The sequence below is a fragment of the Pectobacterium aquaticum genome, assembly GCF_003382565.3.
Lineage (GTDB): Bacteria > Pseudomonadota > Gammaproteobacteria > Enterobacterales > Enterobacteriaceae > Pectobacterium > Pectobacterium aquaticum.
Genome location: NZ_CP086253.1, coordinates 3,113,854 through 3,135,563, shown reverse-complemented (window position 1 = coordinate 3,135,563; position 21,710 = coordinate 3,113,854). Strand labels below are relative to the sequence as shown.

At 52.0% G+C, this 21,710-nt stretch carries 26 protein-coding genes and 1 riboswitch; of the genes, 4 read left to right on the top strand and 22 right to left on the bottom strand.

Annotated features, from left to right (window positions below; all coding sequences use genetic code 11):
• Positions 1-70: 70 nt before the first annotated feature.
• From DMB82_RS14610 to DMB82_RS14595, 4 genes are read right to left on the bottom strand one after another with little or no spacing between them, the layout of a single operon-like run.
• On the bottom strand, positions 71-265 hold the full coding sequence (locus tag DMB82_RS14610; protein ID WP_010309028.1) for a YpfN family protein: 195 nt from the start codon (positions 263-265) through the stop codon (positions 71-73).
• A 2-nt stretch (positions 266-267) separates the two neighbouring features.
• Positions 268-942 carry a M15 family metallopeptidase gene (locus DMB82_RS14605; protein ID WP_102116706.1) on the bottom strand — a complete coding sequence of 225 codons (675 nt, stop codon included), beginning with the start codon at positions 940-942 and terminating at the stop codon, positions 268-270.
• On the bottom strand, positions 939-2,066 hold the full coding sequence (gene dapE / locus DMB82_RS14600; protein WP_116163028.1) for a succinyl-diaminopimelate desuccinylase: 1,128 nt from the start codon (positions 2,064-2,066) through the stop codon (positions 939-941). Before dapE ends, DMB82_RS14605 begins: the two co-directional genes overlap by 4 nt.
• 1 nt (position 2,067) lies before the next feature.
• Entirely contained in the window at positions 2,068-2,445 is a 378-nt protein-coding gene (locus DMB82_RS14595) for an ArsC family reductase (protein ID WP_116155867.1), read from the bottom strand.
• Between the two features lie 233 nt (positions 2,446-2,678).
• Here DMB82_RS14595 and ypfM point away from each other — a divergent pair, with 233 nt between their 5' ends.
• The gene (gene ypfM / locus DMB82_RS20805; protein WP_145962348.1) at positions 2,679-2,738 is read left to right on the top strand and encodes a protein YpfM; all 60 of its coding nucleotides are present in this window, start codon (positions 2,679-2,681) and stop codon (positions 2,736-2,738) included.
• A 170-nt stretch (positions 2,739-2,908) separates the two neighbouring features.
• Here the strand turns inward: ypfM and DMB82_RS14590 are convergent, their stop codons facing one another.
• Positions 2,909-3,172 carry a hypothetical protein gene (locus DMB82_RS14590; protein WP_116155868.1) on the bottom strand — a complete coding sequence of 88 codons (264 nt, stop codon included), beginning with the start codon at positions 3,170-3,172 and terminating at the stop codon, positions 2,909-2,911.
• Positions 3,173-3,389: 217 nt separating this feature from the next.
• Here DMB82_RS14590 and cspE point away from each other — a divergent pair, with 217 nt between their 5' ends.
• Complete coding sequence (gene cspE, locus DMB82_RS14585) at positions 3,390-3,599, top strand: transcription antiterminator/RNA stability regulator CspE (protein WP_005976270.1); 210 nt, start codon at positions 3,390-3,392, stop codon at positions 3,597-3,599.
• A gap of 81 nt (positions 3,600-3,680) precedes the next feature.
• Here the strand turns inward: cspE and crcB are convergent, their stop codons facing one another.
• The gene (crcB, locus tag DMB82_RS14580; RefSeq protein WP_102116702.1) at positions 3,681-4,064 is read right to left on the bottom strand and encodes a fluoride efflux transporter CrcB; all 384 of its coding nucleotides are present in this window, start codon (positions 4,062-4,064) and stop codon (positions 3,681-3,683) included.
• An 84-nt stretch (positions 4,065-4,148) separates the two neighbouring features.
• A riboswitch (Fluoride riboswitch) is annotated at positions 4,149-4,252 on the bottom strand.
• A gap of 246 nt (positions 4,253-4,498) precedes the next feature.
• Here crcB and tatA point away from each other — a divergent pair.
• Entirely contained in the window at positions 4,499-4,696 is a 198-nt protein-coding gene (gene tatA / locus DMB82_RS14575) for a Sec-independent protein translocase subunit TatA (RefSeq protein ID WP_116155869.1), read from the top strand.
• An 82-nt stretch (positions 4,697-4,778) separates the two neighbouring features.
• On the opposite strand, the gene lipA is transcribed toward tatA, so the two are convergent.
• The 13 genes from lipA to leuS form a co-directional block, all read right to left on the bottom strand.
• Positions 4,779-5,744 carry a lipoyl synthase gene (lipA, locus tag DMB82_RS14570; protein WP_010298756.1) on the bottom strand — a complete coding sequence of 322 codons (966 nt, stop codon included), beginning with the start codon at positions 5,742-5,744 and terminating at the stop codon, positions 4,779-4,781.
• A gap of 227 nt (positions 5,745-5,971) precedes the next feature.
• A complete protein-coding gene (gene lipB / locus DMB82_RS14565) occupies positions 5,972-6,655 on the bottom strand; it encodes a lipoyl(octanoyl) transferase LipB (protein WP_189338693.1) in 684 nt (227 codons plus the stop codon).
• Between the two features lie 160 nt (positions 6,656-6,815).
• Entirely contained in the window at positions 6,816-7,079 is a 264-nt protein-coding gene (gene ybeD, locus DMB82_RS14560) for a DUF493 family protein YbeD (RefSeq protein ID WP_102116700.1), read from the bottom strand.
• Positions 7,080-7,228: 149 nt separating this feature from the next.
• Positions 7,229-8,440, bottom strand: a complete 1,212-nt coding sequence (gene dacA / locus DMB82_RS14555; protein ID WP_010284040.1) for a D-alanyl-D-alanine carboxypeptidase DacA — start codon at positions 8,438-8,440, stop codon at positions 7,229-7,231.
• Positions 8,441-8,606: 166 nt separating this feature from the next.
• Positions 8,607-9,728, bottom strand: coding sequence for an endolytic peptidoglycan transglycosylase RlpA (gene rlpA, locus DMB82_RS14550; RefSeq protein WP_116163026.1), 1,122 nt, complete (start codon positions 9,726-9,728; stop codon positions 8,607-8,609).
• A gap of 13 nt (positions 9,729-9,741) precedes the next feature.
• The gene (mrdB, locus tag DMB82_RS14545; protein WP_102116698.1) at positions 9,742-10,854 is read right to left on the bottom strand and encodes a peptidoglycan glycosyltransferase MrdB; all 1,113 of its coding nucleotides are present in this window, start codon (positions 10,852-10,854) and stop codon (positions 9,742-9,744) included.
• 9 nt (positions 10,855-10,863) lie between these two features.
• Entirely contained in the window at positions 10,864-12,768 is a 1,905-nt protein-coding gene (mrdA, locus tag DMB82_RS14540) for a peptidoglycan DD-transpeptidase MrdA (protein WP_102116697.1), read from the bottom strand.
• Between the two features lie 33 nt (positions 12,769-12,801).
• Positions 12,802-13,272 (bottom strand): 23S rRNA (pseudouridine(1915)-N(3))-methyltransferase RlmH, encoded by a 471-nt coding sequence (gene rlmH, locus DMB82_RS14535; protein WP_116163025.1) that lies wholly within the window; start codon positions 13,270-13,272, stop codon positions 12,802-12,804.
• A gap of 1 nt (position 13,273) precedes the next feature.
• Positions 13,274-13,591, bottom strand: a complete 318-nt coding sequence (gene rsfS, locus DMB82_RS14530; protein ID WP_010284049.1) for a ribosome silencing factor — start codon at positions 13,589-13,591, stop codon at positions 13,274-13,276.
• A gap of 194 nt (positions 13,592-13,785) precedes the next feature.
• Positions 13,786-14,418: a nicotinate-nucleotide adenylyltransferase gene (nadD, locus tag DMB82_RS14525; RefSeq protein WP_208644321.1), complete on the bottom strand. Its 633-nt coding sequence runs from the start codon at positions 14,416-14,418 to the stop codon at positions 13,786-13,788.
• Positions 14,419-14,441: 23 nt separating this feature from the next.
• Positions 14,442-15,467 carry a DNA polymerase III subunit delta gene (gene holA, locus DMB82_RS14520; protein ID WP_116155872.1) on the bottom strand — a complete coding sequence of 342 codons (1,026 nt, stop codon included), beginning with the start codon at positions 15,465-15,467 and terminating at the stop codon, positions 14,442-14,444.
• Positions 15,464-16,018 (bottom strand): LPS assembly lipoprotein LptE, encoded by a 555-nt coding sequence (gene lptE, locus DMB82_RS14515; protein ID WP_102116694.1) that lies wholly within the window; start codon positions 16,016-16,018, stop codon positions 15,464-15,466. The genes holA and lptE overlap by 4 nt, the downstream gene beginning before the upstream one ends.
• Before the next feature lie 14 nt (positions 16,019-16,032).
• Positions 16,033-18,615 carry a leucine--tRNA ligase gene (leuS, locus tag DMB82_RS14510; protein WP_116155873.1) on the bottom strand — a complete coding sequence of 861 codons (2,583 nt, stop codon included), beginning with the start codon at positions 18,613-18,615 and terminating at the stop codon, positions 16,033-16,035.
• Between the two features lie 312 nt (positions 18,616-18,927).
• Here leuS and DMB82_RS14505 point away from each other — a divergent pair, with 312 nt between their 5' ends.
• On the top strand, positions 18,928-19,410 hold the full coding sequence (locus DMB82_RS14505; protein ID WP_010298779.1) for a zinc ribbon-containing protein: 483 nt from the start codon (positions 18,928-18,930) through the stop codon (positions 19,408-19,410).
• 49 nt (positions 19,411-19,459) lie between these two features.
• Here DMB82_RS14505 and DMB82_RS14500 read toward each other — a convergent pair whose 3' ends face one another.
• Genes DMB82_RS14500 through DMB82_RS14490 form a run of 3 tightly spaced genes read right to left on the bottom strand, consistent with a single transcriptional unit; the run spans position 19,460 to position 21,603 of the window.
• On the bottom strand, positions 19,460-20,185 hold the full coding sequence (locus DMB82_RS14500) for an amino acid ABC transporter ATP-binding protein (protein WP_102116692.1): 726 nt from the start codon (positions 20,183-20,185) through the stop codon (positions 19,460-19,462).
• Entirely contained in the window at positions 20,185-20,859 is a 675-nt protein-coding gene (gene gltK / locus DMB82_RS14495; protein WP_116163021.1) for a glutamate/aspartate ABC transporter permease GltK, read from the bottom strand. The genes DMB82_RS14500 and gltK overlap by 1 nt, the downstream gene beginning before the upstream one ends.
• Positions 20,860-20,862: 3 nt before the next feature.
• A complete protein-coding gene (locus DMB82_RS14490; protein WP_102116691.1) occupies positions 20,863-21,603 on the bottom strand; it encodes an amino acid ABC transporter permease in 741 nt (246 codons plus the stop codon).
• Between the last annotated feature and the right edge of the window lie 107 nt (positions 21,604-21,710).

The following is a 21,710-nucleotide window of genomic DNA, read 5'->3' as shown; positions in this document are numbered from 1 at the left end:
AGTGTAAGCATCCAAACCGCCCGCCGCGCGGGGCTTAGCTCGCGTGCAGGCGGTTTGACGATGATAGGTGTCAGGGTTTTTTCTTCGGCCAGTCTTCGTCTTCTTCCTTGTCCCACTTGTCGTTGTTGTCACGGTGCGGGGGCAATTTCGGTTTGTTGAGCAGAAAACGCGTATGGTCAACGTTGCGCAATTCTTTGATGCCGTTAATCAGCATGCCTATCAGGACAATCAGAATTATCCACCAATAATCAGCCAGCCATGCCATGGTTACGCCTCATCAACATTATGAATATAACGGGTAAACAGTTGCGGCAAGTTCTGGCAAAGCCAGTGGTAGCCGGCAATGTCTTCATTTTGCCAGGCGGCAAGAATGAGGTCGGGTGTAAGCTGTTCTTCCGCATACTGTGCTAGTGGATAATAGCTGATATGCCAGAGTTCGGCTGCGACACCACCGAGATCGTGCGCATAAGGCCGATAAAAACCGTATTCATGCATGTGCGCACTCAGCCACGCGTTCAGTGCAGCAAAGTAACCGCCTTCTTCATATTCCCACGGCTCCAACTGGAGCGAATGGCCTGCGGGTAATAAATCGGGATCGTAGATATCGAGATCGCTGCCCCAATGGTGGCGGCTAGATCCGGGCATCGCGGACCAGCGCAGAATCGCTTCACAGCGCTCGCCTTCGCCCAGAGATAATACGTCCAGCGGCTGGCTGTTGGCATCCATAACGGGACGCTCGCCGCGAAATTTGCTATTCCAGATCTGCCGCTGGCGCTCAAAATCACGAAACGTGCTGGCGGGCTGTAGGTTAAATCCCGCCGTTTTTGCCGCCTGCTGTAACGCCAGAAACGCGGTTACCGCCTCCGGCTGAAGACGATGATGACCGTGTAAAGCGACCAGATGCTGGTCGCTTTTACCGGTTAACGTAGCTGGCGTCATCATGCGATGAGCTGCTCCATAATGCGCTGATACATGCGGCTCAGTAGCTGTAGGTCTGCTGCGCTGACGCATTCATCGACTTTGTGGATCGTGGCATTGACGGGGCCCAGTTCAACGACCTGTGCGCCCATGCGGGCAATGAAACGGCCATCTGAAGTGCCGCCGGTGGTCAGCAACTCTGGCGTAACCTCGTTGTAATGTTTGACGGCATTCACTACGGCATCGACCAGTTCGCCGCGTGCGGTCAGGAATGGCTGGCCGGAGAGCGTCCAGTCGATGGTGTAATTAAGCTGGTGGCGATCCAGTAATTCCGCCACGCGCTGCTGGATTAAGACATCCGTCAATTCGGTGCTGAAGCGGAAATTGAACTGCACAAATAACTCGCCGGGGATGACGTTATTGCTGCCGGTACCTGCCTGGATATTGGCGATTTGCATCGTGGTCGGTGGGAAGAAGTCGTTGCCCTGATCCCACTCGGTGGCGATCAGTTCGTTAAGCGCCGGTACTGCACGGTGAAAGGGGTTGTCCGCCAGATGAGGGTAGGCAACGTGCCCTTGCACGCCGTGTACACGCAGATTCGCGGTGATAGAACCACGACGGCCGTTTTTTACCACATCGCCTACAACATGCGTACTGGACGGCTCGCCGACCAGACAGTAGTCCAGCCGCTCGTTGCGTGCCATCAGCGCCTCAACCACTTTTACGGTGCCGTTAACGGCGCTGGCTTCTTCGTCCGAGGTAATTAGGAACGCCAGACGCCCTTGATGATTAGGATGGGTGGCGACAAAACGCTCGGCGGCAATTACCATTGCAGCCAGTGAACCTTTCATGTCCGCCGCGCCACGACCATACAGCATGCCGTCACGAATGATGGGTTCAAACGGTGGATGCTGCCAGTGGCTTTCATCACCGCTGGGAACCACATCGGTGTGTCCGGCGAAGGCCAGCGTTTTCCCCGTGCCGCGCCATGCCCAGAAATTCTGGGTATCGCCAAAATCCATCGCTTCGACGGTAAAGCCAATCGCCGTCAGGCGTTCAATCATGAGCGCCTGGCAACCCTCGTCATTCGGGCTGAGGGAAGGGCGTTTAATTAACAGTTGAGCGAGTTCTATGACTGGGCAAGACACGTTATTTGTTCTCCGCAATAAATTTCTGGTAGCTGTCGATACTGAAGCCAAGCAGCGCGTGGCCGTCATCGGTTATCAGCAACGGCCGTTTAATCACCGCTGGCTGTTCCAACATCAGGTTTTTGGCGGCCTCTGCGCTGTCGCGGGTATCGTTGTTGATCTGTTCACGCAGGTCTTCACTGAGTTTACGCCAGGTCGTTCCGCGTGTGTTGAGTAAGGCCTGAAACCCCAGTTGGTCGATAAAACGCTGTAGCAACTGTTCATCCAGACCGTCGGCACGGTAATCATGGAAGCGATACACCACCTGTTGATCGTCCAGCCAACGGCGCGCTTTCTTTATAGTGTCACAGTTTTTGATGCCATACATGGTCAGCGCCATAGGGATAAAATCCTTTCTACTTATTCGGTTGCATGACGATTGCTGTGCAGGACAGTACTGCCTGACTGAGCCTAATCGTGCGATAGCCCAGCATGCCGAAAAAAGGCGGGGAGATCTACTGTGAACTGTGTAGCAGAAATAAATATTAGTACGCTTTTTATACTGTCATGGTACTTTTACTTGATTAAAAAATGTGCATATAATACGTCGCTGTTAATCACCAAGAGGTTCGTATGGTAGAAGTAGAAGTGAGTACTTGGAAAGATTTTATTGAAACAATGCTACGTAAATAATAACGAGAAGTACTGTTAGTCATTCCATACCAGGAATAAAATCATGTGAAAAAGCAGTATTGGGTCTCTCAATACTGCTTTTTTTCTTTGTGAAAAGGGGAAACCTGAGTGAATAAAAGAGGCTATTATTAGTTTGCGTATGAATTTTATTTTATCGAATTAATTCATAGTCATGACTGGTTAAGCGCAAATTTCGCAGCGGCAATCGCGTGGAGCCTGCTGGTATCAAAAAGAGGAACTTCCGCATCTTGGGCGCTGATTAACAACGGAATCTCTGTACACCCCAGAATGATGCGATTAACGACTTCTTTCCCTTTGTTAGCGGAGTGCAGGCCGCCAAGTTGGCTTTTCACATACTCGTTAATAATGCGGTAATACGGGATGCTGGATTCCCAACTCATGCCCCCGATCAGATCCAGCGTTTTTTTTACCATGGTGCCTTCCTTCATATCGTAAAAAGTGATGAATCGGTCAGAACTGAACTCTCTGTATTCTGCATTGGGTTAAAATAGGCCAGCGGAGTTGCGTGGTATGCATTTTTAGCGACTTTTATCACTTTTTATCCAACTTCAACTGGACAAAAGGTCAATCTATTGTTGTACTGTACCTGACACAGATTTTGTGTCTTTCATTCATGTAAAGGTAAGTTTGATGTCTAAGATTAAAGGTAGTGTTAAGTGGTTCAATGAGTCTAAAGGCTTCGGTTTCATCACTCCTGAAGATGGTAGCAAAGACGTGTTCGTACACTTCTCTGCCATTCAGAGCAATGGTTTCAAAACTCTGGCTGAAGGTCAGCGTGTAGAGTTCGAAATCACTGACGGTGCCAAAGGTCCTTCAGCTGCTAACGTTAACGCTATTTAATTATACCGATTTCGTGAAAAACCCGCCTATGGCGGGTTTTTTTTGCTTCATTTTCCACATGCTATCAATTTCCGCGTGACCTCAGTGTGTTGTCACCCACGTGACCAGCGCAAACGCCAGCGCGGTCATGAGCAACGAACCCGCCAGATTTAATAGTAGGTGTAACCCCGCCACCGCAAGCTGCCCACTTTGCAGAAACATGATGACTTCTGCGGAAAAGGTCGAAAACGTCGTTAAACCGCCGCACAGCCCAGTAGTAATCAATATTTTCCAGTCCTGATCGAGATGAGGATGGCGTAGGAAGAAGGCTAACGCGCCGCCAATAACGAAAGCACCAATCAGATTGGCAAGCAGCGTGCCCAGCGGCAGCGTTGGATACAGATTGTTAAACTTCACACCAAGCTGCCAGCGCGCCACGCTACCGACTCCGCCACCAATAAATACCGCGAGTAATGTACTAAACATAGAAACCTTTCTTTGTGTTGTATTACCTGAATTGTTTTTGCGATCTCAGAGAGTGTTGGGTAAGACGCCACGCCCTCTCTGCGAGTGGACGTAGACATCATTAGCCGAGTGGCGGTTGTACCCTGTTTTAAGGCTGTCAGCGTTTTGGCTGCGCGAGGGTAGGGAGGAATGTCATCTCCGCTTTAGTCAAGAAAGTTTACGCCGTCAGAAGGCATTTTTGTAGTGGTGCCGAGGTGAAAGTTGTAAAGCAATTTGAATGCGCGAGAAAGCGCTTTTGCCGAGTCTTACGTTTTTATAGATGCAATTTGTTACATATGCTAATTGTGCCGCGCTGCATAAGGTCTTAGATAGAGGACATAGAGTAAAAGAATTATTTTCAATAGAAATCGTTCTCGTTCGCTGGCGTCTCCAGCATCTAAATCAGGTAGGCTTGTATGGAAGGTATCAGTATTGCCAAGCTGTTGGTGATTGGCGCGTTAATCATTCTGCTGTTCGGTACGAATAAACTTCGTAGCCTCGGCGGTGACTTGGGCGCGGCGATTAAAGGCTTCAAGAAGGCGATGAATGACGATCAGCCGGCAAAGACGGATGAAACGACAGCGCTGCATGATTCATCTCGTAAAGAATCCTGATCGCATTTCACACAGCAAAACGGACGGCTATTGCCGTCCGTTTTTTATTCCACACAAAAAATGTGTAAATATGTATGAACGCTTATTTTACTTCGATGCCCTTTGCCTGTAGGTCGGCATGGTAGGAGGAGCGAACAAATGGGCCGCAGGCAGCATGGGTAAAGCCCATCGCCATCGCTTCGGCTTTCATCTCATCGAACTCATCTGGGCTGACGTAGCGCTGTACTGGCAGGTGATGGCGGCTCGGCTGTAAATATTGTCCGAGCGTCAGCATCGTCACACCGTGGCGGCGCAGGTCACGCATCACTTCCACGATTTCCGCATTAGTTTCCCCCAAGCCAACCATCAGGCCAGACTTGGTTGGGATATCTGGATGCGCTTTTTTGAAGTTTTCCAGCAGCTTCAGTGACCACTCATAGTTTGCACCAGGACGAACCTGACGGTAAACGCGTGGTACGTTTTCCAGATTGTGGTTGAACACATCTGGCGGCGTGGCGGTCAGGATCTCTAATGCGCGATCCATACGGCCACGGAAGTCTGGCACCAGCGTTTCGATGCGGATGTTCGGGTTTTTGCGGCGAATGGCGCTGATACAGTCTGCAAAGTGCTGGGCTCCGCCGTCGCGCAGATCATCACGGTCAACGGAGGTAATCACGACATAGCGTAAACCCATGTCATGAATGGTCTGTGCCAGTTTCTCAGGCTCATTGGCATCCGGCGTAAGCGGGCGGCCGTGGGCAACGTCACAGAACGGGCAACGACGGGTACAAATGGCACCCAGAATCATGAAGGTGGCGGTACCGTGGTTGAAACACTCCGCCAGATTCGGACAGGACGCTTCTTCGCAAACTGAGTGCAACCCGTTTTTGCGCATGGCCGCTTTGATTCCCTGAATACGGCTGGAATCCGCCGGAAGTTTAATCTTCATCCATTCAGGTTTGCGCAGAAGCTCTTGGCGTTCGGTGACGACGGTACGTACCGGGATTAGCGCCATCTTATCGGCATCGCGGTATTTAACGCCGCGTTCGATCTGAATCGGTTTACTCATGTTTGCGTAAGTTCCAGTTCTGAATCGTTTCTTTAAATTTGTAATTCAAATTCAAAGGATTATGTTTTTAGTTAAACTTTTTTTTAAAAAACTATAAAAATTATATCATCTTGCCTAACCACAATCAGCCTTTGCGCGATCAAAATGAAGAAATTATGTGAATAAAATGTAATTTATCAAAAAACGATCGTCTACCTGACTGATTTTTATTAACAGGATGAAATGCGTTAACTAGGAAGCGGCTCACCCTGAACGTCCAGATTCCACGAAACAAATTCGGGTGCGGAGTAGCCGACTAACTGCAAAAAGGTGTTCACCAGCACGGGGGCGGTGTCATCCAGCGTGACGCCCGGCACCAGATCGCTGAGTTGCGTCATCGCCATGCCAGCGTAACCACACGGGTTGATACGCAGGAAAGGGGAGAGATCCATGGCAATATTGAGCGCCAGCCCGTGGAAAGAGCAGCCTTTGCGAATACGCAGTCCTAGCGAACAGATTTTACGCTCGCCGACATAGACGCCGGGCGCATCAGGGCGCGCATGGGCTTCAATGTGAAAATGTGCCAGTGTGCCAATCACGGTATTTTCAATCGCGGTGACGAGCTGACGAACGCCGAGCTTGCGACGCTTCAGGTCAATCAACACGTACATGACCTGCTGACCGGGGCCGTGGTAGGTTACCTGACCGCCTCTGTCGCTCTGAATCACGGGAATATCACCGGGCATGAGGACATGTTCGGCTTTGCCTGCCTGACCCTGCGTAAATACGCGAGGATGCTGAACCAGCCAGATTTCATCTGGGGTTTTATCATCACGTCGGTCGGTGAAATTATGCATCGCCAGAGAGACGGGTTCATACGGCTGTACGTCAAATTGGCGTACGATGATCTTATCCTGTAGCAAGTGTGTCATCTTCAGGTTAAGGAAAGGTGGAGGAGATTATAACGGCGGGAAGCGTCAGCGAACAGCACTTTGCAAAATCACAACACCCTGCCGCACTCGCCAGTTTTCCCGCACATTTTGATTACAGTATGACTTTTACAGAACCCTATGTCTTACAGAACCCTATGCTTTACAGAACCATGCGCACGATGTCGATGTTGCCCAGCTCTTCGTACAGCGTTTCCACCTGCTCAATGTGAGTCGCTGTGATGGTGATGGAAACCGAGTGATAATTCCCTTTGCTGCTGGGCTTGATCTGCGGCGTGTAGTCGCCTGGCGCATGACGCTGTACCACTTCAACGACCAGATCGACCAACTCTGGTTTTGCCTCACCCATGACCTTGTAGGTAAAAATACACGGGAATTCAAGCAGTTCGTTTAATTTGGTTTTCATTTGCGCTCCAGAAAAGGGAATACATCGGCGTAATGCCAACTGTATTAGCCACGATATAACGACATTATACTAAAAAATATAACTCCCGCGTTGTGCGGGAGTTATGGATGGTATCTATATGGGGGCGTTTTGGCCTCCCACAAGGGGACTTAGCCGAACCAGTGATGGAACATCAGTTTGATGTAGTCGATCATGCGGCCAAAGATTCCGCCTTCTTTCACTTCGTTCATGACTACCAGCGGACGCTGATCGATGGTTTTGCCATCCAGTTGGAAGTTGATGGAACCCACAACCTGATTTTTGGCTAATGGCGCATGTAGTTCCGTGTTGTCCAGAACATAGCTGGCTTTCAGGTCTTTCATACGGCCGCGTGGAATAGTCAGGTAAGCATCTTTCTCAACGCCCAGCGCAACGCGGTCACTGTCGCCAAACCAGACGGGCTCGGAAGCGAATTCTTTGCCTGCTTTCAATGGCGCGACGGTTTCAAAGAAGCGGAAGCCCCAGGTCAGCAGTTTCTTACTTTCTGATTCGCGTCCTTTGGCGTTACGCCCGCCCAGTACCGCCGAAATCAGGCGCATCTGGCCTTCTGTTGCCGAGGCAACCAGATTAAAGCCGGCTGATGACGTATGGCCCGTTTTGATACCGTCAACATTCAGGCTGGAATCCCACAGCAAACCGTTACGGTTAGGCTGGCGAATATTGTTGAACGTGAACTCTTTCTCTTTGTAGGTCGCGTACTCTTCTGGCACATCACGGATTAACGCCTGACCGATCAGGGCCATATCGCGTGCCGAACTGAACTGGCCCGGTGCATCAAGACCGTGCACGGTTTCAAAATTGGTATTTTTCAGCCCCAGTGCTTTCACGTAACCGTTCATCAGGTTAACGAAGGCATCCTGACTGCCAGCAACGTAGTCGGCCATGGCGACGCAGGCATCGTTACCGGATTGCAGGATAATGCCGCGGTTTAACTGGGAGACAGGAACGCGGTCGCCCGGCTTCAGGAACATCAGGGAAGAACCCTGGAAAGTCGGGTTGCCGGTTGCCCAGGCATCTTTACCGACGGTAACGATGTCGTTCGGGCTGATTTTTCCTGATTTAATGGCCTGACCAATCACGTAGCTGGTCATCATTTTCGTTAAGCTGGCCGGATCGCGGCGCGTGTCGGCATTCATTTCCGCCAACACTTTCCCAGAGTTGTAATCAATCAGGATGTAGGATTCAGCATCGATTTGCGGGACGCCGGGGATCATCGTTTTAAGATTGATATCTTCGGCATAGGCAAAGGAAGAGGCACTAATGGCGAGCAGTGCGCCAAGCGCGGTACGTTTAGTAAAACGAGACGTGTTTACAGTATTCATGATTGGAACAACAACATCCGTGGGTATGAGTTAAAAAACGAGCCACACTATAGCAGATGGGAAATAGGCAGGCATCAGACATTACGTTACGTGATTTTGCAAAAGGGCGGTATGTTCAATGCCATAGCCGCCGTTTTCGCTGCGTGAGTCTGCCGATTATCCGTTACTAGAGGGGGCTGGGCGCCGCGGTAATAAACGATTGCTGCTGAGCTTCGACTGACAAACGTTGTTGAAGTTCAACGGCTTGCTGGCGATTCTGGAATGGCCCCAGTTGGATACGATACAGGCCTCCGCTCGCGGTGACTTTTCCGGCCACGCGGAAGCGTTCGCTCAGGCTGCGCTGCCAGGTTTGCGCGCGCTGTTGATCGCTCAGTGCACCGACCTGAACCACATAGCGACCCGTGGCAGATGGCGTTGCAGTCGCGGGAGCAGTAACCGCAGCCGCTGCTGGCGCGACATTCATTGGCGCAGCGGATGATGATGGTGCTACCGCTGGCGTCACGCTGGATTCAACCACGCCAGCACGCAGAGCGGAAGGCGCACCCAAAAAACCGCCGCTGTGTGACGGCGCGCTGCTCTGCGGCTGTGTGCTTTCTGCTGGTGCACTCAGGCTGCTATTGCTGATCGGGCGCACGGCGCTGTTGGGCGTTGGCGATGTCGTTTCCATCATCGGTGTGCCCAGCCCGCTGGCACCGAAGCTTGGGCGTTCCGGCAGGGCGAAGCTCTGCTTGGCGACGGTGGTGCCCACGGTTCCGGGGCCGGAGAGCGTACCGTTTGGTGCGACGTTGATGAAGTCCACTTTTACTTTGGTATTGTTCGAGATATTCAGCCGATCGCCCGCGGCTTTCGACAGATCGATAATTCTGCCCGGCGTATACGGCCCGCGATCGTTCACACGCACCACCAGACGGCGACCATTACTCAGGTTGGTCACGCGGACATAGCTTGGTAGCGGCAGCGTTGGGTGGGCGGCGGTTATCGCATTAGGGTCAAACGTTTCGCCAGTTGACGTGCGGTTGCCGTTAGCTTCTTCGCCATACGATGCCGCTAAGCCTGTCTCGCTAAAATTTTGCGGATTTTGGACAATCTTATAGGTCTTGCCTTTGATGTTGTAGTCTTGCAGCGTGCCTGGGTTGTAGGGTTCATAACGTGGTTCTGCGCCACCTATTTCTTCTGTCGGTCCGCTGTAAACCTGAGTCACGGGCGGCGCAGGCTGCCGCTGTTCCGTTGTGGTACAGGCCGCAAGCGCCAGAGTTGCTACGCCGACCCAAAGCCAATCCTTACGCATTGCTCACCTCGTGTTATAAATTCTTAGATAGCAGTTTGCGGTGAGTATGTATCGACATGACGATACCGAACCCCGCCATTAAGACGACCAGCGCCGACCCACCGTAGCTGACTAACGGCAGCGGCACGCCAACGACGGGAAGTATACCGCTGACCATCCCGATATTGACGAACACATAGAAAAACAGAATCAACATCAGCCCGCCGACCATCACCCGGCCGAACGACGTTTGCGCATTCGCGGCAATGACCAGACCGCGCATGATCATGAACAGGTACATGGTGAGCAGAATCAATACGCCGATTAAGCCGAGCTCTTCTGACAGCACGGCAAAGATAAAGTCGGTGTGGCGCTCTGGCAGAAACTCTAACTGAGACTGTGTGCCATGCAGCCAGCCTTTCCCAGACAGGCCACCTGAGCCTATCGCAATTTTCGACTGAATAATATGGTACCCTGCCCCGAGCGGATCGGTTTCCGGATCGAGCAGCATCATGACCCTAGCGCGCTGATAATCATGCATCAGGAAAAACCAGAGTATAGGAATAAAAGCGGCGAGTAGTAGGACGGCGATGCCAATTAAGCTCCAGCTCATACCCGCGAGAAAAAGCACAAATAGCCCTGATAGCGCGATCAGAATTGAGGTGCCTAAGTCGGGCTGTGCGGCAACCAGCAGTGTAGGGACAAAAATCAGCACCAGCGCGATTGCCGTATTTTTTAGCGAGGGTGGGCACATATCACGGTTGATAAAACGCGCGACCATCAGCGGTACGGCGATTTTGGCAATTTCTGACGGCTGAAAGCGGATAAAACCCAGATCGAGCCAGCGCTGTGCGCCTTTACTGATTTGCCCAAAAATATCCACGATGAGCAGCAGAATTACGCAGACGATGTAGAGGTAGGGAGCCCAGCCTTCGTAAACGCGCGGGGGAATTTGCGCCATCACGATCATTACCGTAAACCCCAGCACGATTTGAATGACTTTTCGCTCCATCATGCCGACGTCCTGCCCGCTGGCGCTCCATAAGACAAATAGGCTATAGCCCAGCAGTGCCAGGATGCAGAGAAGAAACGGAAGATCGATGTGGATTTTCGCCCAGAACGACCCCTTTTGTTGGCTATCGGTCATGACTGTCTGTTACTCACTCTCGCTACCTGGTGGCGCAGGAGGCGCACTGGGTAAATCGGTATTGTTATCGCCCAGCAGAATATGGTCAAGGATCTGGCGGGTGATGGTGCCAACGGTCGGGCCTGCGCCACCGTTTTCCAGAATAATCGACATCGCAACTTTTGGGTCTTTATACGGGGCAAATGCGACCATTAATTTATGGTCACGCAGATGCTCTGCGATCTTGTGTGCATTATAGGTTTCGTTTTCTTTCAGCCCGAAAACCTGTGCTGTACCGGATTTTGCCGCAATTTTATAAGGCGCATCATCGAAACTCTTGTGTGCGGTGCCGTTAGCGCGGTTAGCCACGCCATACATTCCGTCCTTCGCTACTTCCCAATAGCCTGAATGGACATTGCCAATCTGTAGATTCTCAGTTTGTCGGAAAGGCACGATAACGCCATTTTCCCGCGAACTATAAAGCAGGTGTGGCGTTTTGACCTGGCCGTCGTTGATCAGTGTCACCAGCGCCTTATTCATCTGGAGAGGGGTTGCCGTCCAGTAGCCTTGGCCGATCCCGACAGGAATGGTATCTCCCTGATACCAGGGTTTCTTAAATCGCCTGAGTTTCCATTCGCGGGTTGGCATGTTGCCGGCACTTTCTTCCGAAATATCAATGCCGGTTTTCTCGCCATAACCAAATTTATTCATCCATTCTGATAGGCGATCGATCCCCATGTCATAAGCGACCTGATAGAAGAAGGTATCCGCAGACTCTTCCAGTGATTTGGTGAGGTTAAGACGGCCATGTCCCCATTTTTTCCAGTCGCGGAAGCGTTTTTCGGAACCGGGTAATTGCCACCAGCCGGGATCGAACAGGCTAGTATTCGTGGTGATCACGCCTGCCGTCAGGGCAGAAACCGCGATATAAGGTTTAACAGTGGAGGCGGGGGGATAAATCCCCTGTGTTGCGCGATTGATCAGCGGACGATCGGGGTCACTTTGCAGTTTTGCGTAATTTTTGGTGGAAATCCCGTCGACAAAGAGGTTGGGATCGTAACTGGGGGTGGAAACCATCGCCAGAATACCACCGTCGCGTGGATCGGTGACAATCACGGCGGCACGGCTGCCTTCCAGCAGCTTCTCGATGTAGATTTGCAGGCTCAGATCCAGCGTCAGATAAATATCACGCCCAGCCTGCGGTGGCTGTTCGTGGAGCTGACGGATCACGCGCCCGCGGTTGTTAACTTCAACTTCCTCATAGCCCGGCTTACCGTGGAGAAGGTCTTCGTAATGGCGTTCAATACCTAGCTTACCGATGTCACGCGTGGCGGCATAATCGGCAATTTTTTCTTCTTTGGTTAGTCGCTCTACGTCTTTATCGTTAATTTTCGAGACATATCCTGTGACGTGCGTCAGCGCAGAACCGTAAGGATAATAGCGGCGCTGGTAGCCTTTAACTTCAACACCGGGGAAACGGTATTGGTTGACGGCAAAGCGGGCGACCTGAATCTCATCGAGCCCAGTTTTTACGGGGATAGAAGTAAAACGGCGTGAACGCTTACGCTCTTTTTCAAAATTTTCCAGATCGTCATCGGTCAGATCGACGACGGGGCGCAGGGCTTCTAGCGTATCTTTAAGGTTGTCGACTTTGTCTGGCACCAGTTCTAACTGATAGATAGTGCGATTCAACGCCAGTGGCGTACCGTTACGGTCATAGATGATGCCACGACTTGGCGCGATAGGGACCAGCTTAATGCGGTTCTCGTTAGAACGCGTGCGATAGTCATCAACACGCACAATTTGCAGATGATAAAGATTAGCGACTAATACACCGGAAAGCAGCAAAATGCCCAAGAATGCCACCAAAGCACGGCGCACAAATAGGGCGGACTCAGCCGTATAATCACGAAAGGGTTTACGTTCTACTTTCATCCAGTGCTATTTCACAGGTTTCATCGTATCGCCTTACTCCCGATGGTAAGGGTGATTAGTCGTAATGCTCCAAGCACGGTACAGGCTCTCCGCCACGAGTACACGAACGAGCGGGTGCGGTAGCGTTAATGGTGAAAGTGACCAGCTTTGTTCCGCTGCGGCTTTGCATTCTGGCGAAAGTCCTTCAGGCCCACCAATCAGCAGGCTGACGTCGCGCCCGTCCTGTTTCCAGCGCTCCAACTGTTGCGCCAACTGTGGCGTCTCCCAGCGAGTCCCTGGAATGTCCAGCGTAACAATGCGGTTGCTTTTGCCCACCGCGGCTAGCATCTGTTCGCCTTCGCGCTCCAGAATGCGTTTGATGTCCGCATTTTTACCCCGTTTCCCCGCCGGAATTTCGAGTAATTCGAAAGGCATGTCCTTTGGGAAACGGCGTAGATAATCGGTGAAACCAGTCTGCACCCAGTCGGGCATTTTTGTGCCAACAGCGACCAGTTGCAGTTTCATACTAGCCCCACAGCTTTTCTAATTCGTACAACTGGCGGCTTTCTTCTTGCATGACATGAACCATCACGTCACCTAAATCGACAACAACCCAGTCAGCTGCGCTTTCGCCCTCGACACCGAGTGGAATCAGACCCGCGGCGCGTGAAGACTGCACGACGTGATCGGCGATAGACGCGACATGACGCGTAGAGGTACCCGTACAGATAACCATGTAATCGGTGATGCTGGACTTACCCTGCACGTTAAGTGCAACAATATCCTGGGCTTTTAAGTCATCGACCTTATCAATAACGAAGTCTTGGAGTGCTTGGCCTTGCAAAGGTTCCCCCTCAATGGCGTTTTGTCAGCAACTGACGAACGCGTGTGGCGCTGAATTGTTTAAGAAAAAGGTGAATCACCGAGTAATTGCCGAGAATTTCCGCTTTTCTCGGTGATTGAAACCAGCCGCGGAGTATATCACGCACTTTTACCGAGTGGTATAAAGCCCGTGGCTGATGGGCAGGAAAAGCGGTGTTATTGGTACAGGCCGCTTTTGCTGATGTAGCTGAGCACGGCGGGAGGTAATAAATCATGACACTCCAGACCTTGCTGGCGACGTTGGCGAATGTCCGTTGCGGAAATGGTGACCAGCGGCGTGTCTGCCAAAAAAATCCGCCCATGCGGTTGCTGATGAAGATCGTTTGGCGTGTGCGTCAGATGGTCCTCCAGCCACTGTTGTAATTCGGGTGTTTCCAGCGTCGAGCGATAGCCGGGTCGAGCGCATACCAGCAAATGACAAACGTTAAGCAGATCTTGCCAGCGGTGCCAATGGTGCAGCGTCAGCAACGAATCTTGCCCGATGATAAAGCCCAGCGGCGCATCTCGGCCTTTTTCAGCCCGCAGTGCTTCCAGCGTATCGATGGTATAAGAGGGCGTTTGCCGTTGCAGTTCACGATCGTCTACGGTAAACAGCGGGTTGCCTTCCACGGCCAGCTCAGCCATATGAAAACGCTGCCGGGAACTGGCTTCGGGCTGTTGCCGGTGCGGCGGAACGTTGTTGGGCATCAGGACGACCTGAGTCAGCCCCACGAGCTTTGCCAGTGCGGTCACTGGCTGAAGGTGACCGTAATGAATGGGGTCGAACGTGCCGCCAAAAAATGCGGTCATCGATAGCGCAGCGGGTGACGTATTCAGATGAATGCCTCCGGCAAAGCTTTTCCGCACAGCAGCATGGCAAGCGATTCCAGTTCAGACCAAACAGACTGGCCATAGTCTTGCTTTAAGGTTATTTCCACCTGCGTTAGCAATCGTACGGCCTGCTGTAGCTGTTGAAGAGAGAGCCGATGTAGCGCCTGAGTGAGCAGGTCACGCCGGTTTTGCCACACTTTTTGCTGATCGAATAGCGTACGCAGCGGCGTGCCTGACATGCGCCGTTTCAGCGTCAGCAACTGTAGCAGTTCACGCTGTAGCGTGCGTAGTAAAATGACAGGTTCGCAATCTTCCTGTTTTAACTGCTGCAAAATGTGCCAGGCGCGTTTACCTTTGCCTGCCAGCAGTGCATCAAGCCAATGGAACGGCGTGAAGTGGGCGGCATCATTGACAGCACTTTCCACACGCGGCAGGGTCAGCTTGCCATCGGGATAAAGCAGTGCCAACCGCTCTAACGCCTGAGACAGCGCGAGTAAGTTGCCTTCATAGCAATAGCAAATGAGCTGCGTGGCTTGTTCATCCAGCGTCAACTTCATAGATTTGGCACGCTGGGCGACCCAGCGGGGAAGCTGTGCCTGTTCCGGCGTCAGACAATTGATATAGATGCTGTCTTGCGCTAGCGCTTTGAACCAGGCGCTGTTTTCCTGCGCTTTGGTCAGCTTATGACCGCGCAGAATCAGCAAAATGTCGGGGTGCAATAATCCAGAGAGCTTAACCAGATTTTCACCCATCGCGGCGTTTGGGCCGTTTTCCGGCAAAACCAGTAAGAGCGATTGGCGCGAGGCGAACAGGCTGAGCGCTTGACAGGTGCTGAAAATCGCATCCCAATCGGTATGAAGATCCAGAATGAAGCTGAAATGCTCGCTGAATTCGTGCTGTTGAGCAACCCGTTTGATGCTGTCGAGACTTTCCTGCAGCAGGAGCGGGTCTGAACCAAAGACCAAATAACAACCGCGCAGCCCCTCATGGAGCTGCGCGGTGAGTTGTTCGGGGTAAAGCCGAATCATGAACGCGTAGCGGCAGTAGGTGAACCGGTGGACTGCAACCGATTTTTGACTTCCTGACTACCGTTGATGGTCAGCAATTTACGCACCAACTGCTGGGCAGCCTGCTCGCGCATTTCCTGACGGACGATGTCCTGTTCGGCATCTTTCGCCAGTGCAGCCAGCGGGTTATCAAAGAACGTGCGGAACACCGTCACGCTGAGCGGATAAATATCTTCACCCGGCATCAGCACCTGCGCCTGCAACGTCAGCACCATCTGGTACTCCGCTGTTTTACCGTCCTGAAAAATAGAGACGGTATCGCGCGTTTCGCTTGAGCCCAGTACCCGCAGAGACGGGATATCCTGACGCATCGCATCGTCAACGATTTTTACATCGCTAAGACGGAGCTGCTCACGTACCGCACGCGTTAGCGGACCATAAGGATCGCTGCTGTCGAGCACCAGTGTTTGTAACTGCGCAGGCACTTGTGTCGTGCCGCGCAGATGAAAACCGCAGCCAGCGGTGATTAACACCGCCAGCCCCAGCAACAACGTGAATAGACGATGTCGCACAGTTCCTCCTTGCCTTAACCCACAACCAGGTTAAGCAGTTTGCCAGGGACATAAATCACTTTACGAACCGTGACGCCGTCCAGATATTTCGCGACCAGCGGTTCCTGAGCAGCGCGTTCGCGAACCTGTTCTTCGCTCGCGTCAGCGGCAACGGTGATTTTACCACGTACTTTACCGTTAACCTGAACAACGACCAGCTTGGAATCTTCAACCATTGCGTTTTCATCTGCAACTGGCCACGGTGCAGTATCGACGTCGCCTTCACCTTGCAGCGCCTGCCACAGCGTGAAGCAGACGTGCGGCGTGAACGGATACAGCATACGAACGACGGCCAGCAGCGTTTCCTGCGTCAGTGCGCGATCCTGATCGCTGTCCTGCGGCGCTTTCGCCAGTTTGTTCATCAGTTCCATGATGGCGGCGATCGCGGTGTTGAAGGTCTGACGGCGGCCGATATCATCGGTCACTTTCGCGATCGTTTTGTGCAGGTCGCGGCGCAGTGATTTCTGATCTTCAGTCAGTGTAGCGATATCCAGAGCCGTTACCGCACCTTTCTCGGTATGCTCGAAGGCTTGTCTCCAGACGCGTTTCAGGAAGCGGTTTGCGCCTTCTACGCCGGATTCCTGCCATTCCAGCGTCATTTCTGCAGGAGAAGCAAACATCATGAACAGACGAACGGTATCTGCACCGTATTTCTCTACCATGACCTGCGGGTCGATGCCGTTGTTTTTAGACTTCGACATTTTGCTCATGCCCGCGTAAACCACGTCACGGCCTTCGTTATCGACGGCTTTGACGATGCGTCCTTTCTCATCACGCTCAACGGCCACGTCGGTCGGAGACACCCAGATGCGCTCGCCGTTATTACCGAGATAATAGAAGGCATCGGCTAGCACCATGCCCTGACACAGCAGACGTTTGGCGGGTTCATCGGAGGTCACCAGACCGGCGTCGCGCATCAGTTTGTGGAAGAAGCGGAAATACATCAGGTGCATGATGGCGTGTTCGATACCGCCAACGTATTGGTCAACGGGCAGCCAGTAGTTGGCGGCAGCCGGATCCAGCATTCCCTGATCGTACTGCGGGCAGGTGTAGCGCGCGTAGTACCAAGACGATTCCATAAAGGTGTCGAACGTGTCGGTTTCACGCAGCGCTGGCTGGCCGTTAACGGTCGTCTTCGCCCATTCCGGGTTAGATTTCAGCGGGCTGGTGATGCCATCCATCACGACATCTTCCGGCAGGATCACCGGCAACTGATCTTCTGGTGTCGGGATAACAGTGCCGTCTTCCAGCGTCACCATTGGGATTGGTGCGCCCCAGTAGCGCTGACGGGAGACACCCCAGTCGCGCAGGCGATAGTTGACTTTACGCTCGCCGATGCCTTTTTCTACCAGCTTATCGGCAATGGCGTTGAACCCGGCTTCGAAATCGAGACCGTCAAACTCACCAGAGTTGAACAGGTTGCCTTTTTCCGTCATCGCCTGAGCGGACAGATCGGGCTCGCTGCCGTCGGCATTCAGAATAACCGGCTTGATGGACAGATCGTATTTGGTGGCAAATTCCCAGTCGCGCTGGTCGTGGCCCGGAACGGCCATGACTGCGCCTGTACCGTATTCCATCAGGACGAAGTTGGCGATCCAGATAGCGACTTTCTCACCGTTCAGCGGGTGAATCGCATACAGGCCAGTGGCCATGCCTTTTTTCTCCATCGTTGCCATATCGGCTTCGGCAACTTTGGTATTACGGCATTCTGCAATGAAATCGGCCAGCGCTGGGTTGGTTGCAGCAGCTTGTGCTGCAAGAGGGTGACCGGCGGCAACAGCAACGTAGGTCACGCCCATGAACGTGTCTGGGCGCGTGGTGTAAACGGTCAGTTTATCTGCGCTGTCCGCCACATCAAAGGTAATTTCCACACCTTCAGAACGGCCGATCCAGTTACGCTGCATGGTTTTGACCTGCTCAGGCCAGCTTTCCAGCGTATCCAGATCGTTCAGCAGTTGATCTGCGTAAGCGGTGATTTTGATAAACCACTGTGGAATTTCTTTGCGTTCTACTTTGGTATCGCAACGCCAGCAGCAGCCATCGATAACCTGTTCGTTCGCCAGTACGGTCTGGTCGTTTGGACACCAGTTAACGGCGGAGGTTTTTTTATAAACCAGACCTTTCTCGTACAGCTTGGTGAAGAACCACTGTTCCCAGCGGTAGTAGTCTGGTTTACAGGTCGCGACTTCGCGATCCCAATCATAGCCAAAGCCCAGCAGTTTGAGCTGGTTTTTCATGTAGTCGATGTTGGCGTAGGTCCAAGGGGCTGGTGCGGTGTTGTTTTTAACCGCAGCACCTTCTGCCGGCAGACCAAAAGCATCCCAACCGATCGGTTGCAGAACGTTTTTTCCCAGCATGCGCTGATAGCGGGAGATCACGTCGCCGATGGTGTAGTTACGGACGTGGCCCATATGTAGTCGGCCAGAAGGGTAAGGCAGCATGGAAAGGCAATAGTATTTTTCCTTGCCGGGCTGTTCGGTGACTTTAAAGGTCTGCTTCTCTTGCCAGTGAAGCTGGACGTCCGCTTCTATCTCTTCTGGGCGGTATTGCTCTTGCATGGCTGCCAGGGGTCCTGTTTAGTGAAGAATAGCTACGTCGTGAGTAGCCTCTTCTGATTCATAACAAAAGATCCGCATAGCATAGCTGTAAGCGGCGCGGGCAACAACACCCAGCGCCCGACTGAGGAATATTTCTGATCTGTGAGCGATAGACTGCGAGGCGTTGCGCAAATTGGCGACAATTTATCAGGCGTACCGAAAAAATAATCTAAAATAGAGAGAGATAGGTAACGTATCGGTTTTGGCCAGATGTGCCAGACAGCGAATAGGCGTTCTTTATCACCCTTCAACCCGCTTCATTCAGGAGGAAGCATGAATAAACTAGCCCGCTATTATCGCGAGTTAATGGCTTCAGTGACGGCTCGGCTGAACAATGGTGAACGCGATCTCGACAGTCTGGTGCTGAGCGCCCGCAAAACCTTGCAGGAAAGCTCGGAGCTGACGCAAAAAGAAATAGAGCAGGTGATTCAAGCCGTTCAGCGCGATCTGGAAGAATTTGCTCGCAGCTATAACGAAAGTCAGGATGAGTTTACCGACAGCGTGTTTATGCGAGTCATCAAGGAAAGCCTGTGGCAGGAGTTGGCGGATATTACGGATAAAACGCAGCTGGAATGGCGTGAGATCTTCAAAGATGTGAATCATCACGGGGTGTACCACAGCGGTGAAGTTGTGGGGCTCGGTAATCTGGTGTGTGAGAACTGCCATCATCATATTGCGTTCTACACGCCGGAGGTTTTGCCACTCTGTCCGAAATGCTCGCATGACCTGTTCCACCGTCAGCCGTTTCAGCCGTAGGCTGTTGGGGGTAAAATAAGCGTGCCTTGCGGCACGCTTTATCTGAGTATTAATGCAGGATTTTCGCCAGGAAGTCTTTAGCGCGTTCGGACTGTGGGTTATTGAAGAAATCATCCTTGCGGGTGTCTTCAACGATTTTGCCCTCATCCATAAATATCACGCGGTGCGCCACTTTACGGGCAAAGCCCATTTCATGGGTGACGACCATCATGGTCATGCCTTCCTGCGCCAATTCAACCATAACGTCCAACACTTCGTTGATCATCTCTGGATCAAGCGCGGATGTCGGTTCGTCAAATAACATCGCGATAGGATCCATACACAGCGCGCGGGCGATAGCGACACGCTGTTGCTGACCGCCGGAAAGTTGCCCTGGGAATTTGTTGGCGTGTGCTGATAGCCCAACGCGCTCCAGAAGCTTCTGTGCTTTGGCTTTGGCGTCTTCACGCTTACGTTTCAGCACTTTCACCTGCGCCAACGTCAGGTTCTCGATAATCGACAGGTGTGGGAACAGTTCGAAGTGCTGGAACACCATCCCGACTTTGGAACGCAACTGAGCCAGATTGGTTTTTTTATCGTTAACGGCAATGCCATTGACGGTAATTTCACCTTTTTGAATCGGTTCCAGACCGTTTACGGTTTTGATCAGGGTTGATTTGCCAGAGCCTGAAGGCCCGCAGACGACCACAACTTCACCTTTTTTTACTTCTGTGGAGCAGTCGGCTAGCACCTGAAATTGGCCGTACCATTTAGAAACATTTTTCAGGGAAATCATCAAACCGTCCTTTTTTTCAGGTAACTGACCAGCATTGAGGCAGTAATGCTGAAGAGAAAATAAATGAACCCAGCAAACAGGATCATTTCAACTTGTGTTCCGTCACGCTCGCCGATGGTTGAGGCGGTACGGAAGAAATCAGCGAGGCTGAGCACGTAAACCAGTGAGGTGTCCTGGAACAGAACAATCCCCTGCGTCAGCAGCAGCGGCACCATGGCGCGGAATGCCTGCGGCAGAATAACCAGCTTCATGGATTGCCAGTGCGTCATGCCTAATGCTAACGCTGCGGAGGATTGACCGCGTGACACGCTGAGAATACCCGCACGAATGATTTCCGAATAATAGGCTGCCTCGAACAGCGAGAAGGCTACCATAGCTGAAATCAGTCGAATATCGGTTTTCGGCGATAGCCCAAGCACATTTTGTAATAAGCTAGGAACCACCAGATAGAACCACAGCAGCACCATGACAAGTGGAACGGAGCGGAACAGGTTCACATACAGTTTGGCAAACCAACTAACGGCCTTTATCGGCGACAGGCGCATCACCGCCAGAATCGTGCCCCAGACAATCCCGAATACCACAGCTGTCAGCGTAATTTTGAGTGTGACGACCATCCCCTGAATCAGGTACGGCATGCTTGGCCCAATTGAGCTCCAGTCAAATTCATGCATGATTTATTTGCTCCCCATATTGCCCGGCAAACGGGTTTTTCGCTCAACGACCTGCATAATCAACATAATGATGGCATTGATGCCAACGTACGCCAGCGTGATAGCGGTAAAGGATTCATACGCGTGGGCGGAGTAGTCCAGCAGTTTCCCTGCTTGTGCCGCCATATCCACCAGACCAATCGTGGAAGCGATAGCTGAGTTTTTTACCAGATTCAGCATCTCTGACGTCAACGGCGGAACGATCACGCGGTACGCATTCGGCAGTAATACATAGCGATAGGTTTGCGGCAGTGTCAGGCCCATCGCCAGCCCTGCTGCTTTTTGTCCGCGTGGTAAAGACTGAATCCCCGCACGCACCTGCTCACAAACGCGCGCTGCGGTGAAGAGCCCTAGACAAATCATCGATGACAGGAAGAATTGAATATTCGGGTCTAACTCGGCTTTGAACCACATTCCGATGTTGACGGGAAGCAACTCGGGAACCACCAGATACCAGGTAAAAAACTGGACAATCAGTGGAACGTTGCGAAATAGTTCGACGTAGCAGGTGCCAATACCCGCAAGAAAACGATTTGGGACGGTACGCAGGATTCCAAATAAAGAACCAATAAGAAAGGCGATAATCCAGGCACAGATAGATAATGTAACGGTGACTTGCAGGCCGGACAAAATCCACCCGAGGTAGGTTGTGTTGCCGAAGGGGGCGTCTTGTAAAAATATGCCCCAGTTCCAATCTATTGACATAACGAACTCCGGTAAAAAAAGGGTAGCGAAGCTACCCTGAAGATTGATGAGCGGCCATATTCCCGTTCTGTTTCAAACTACAGGTGTATTGTTTATTTTCCTGTTTA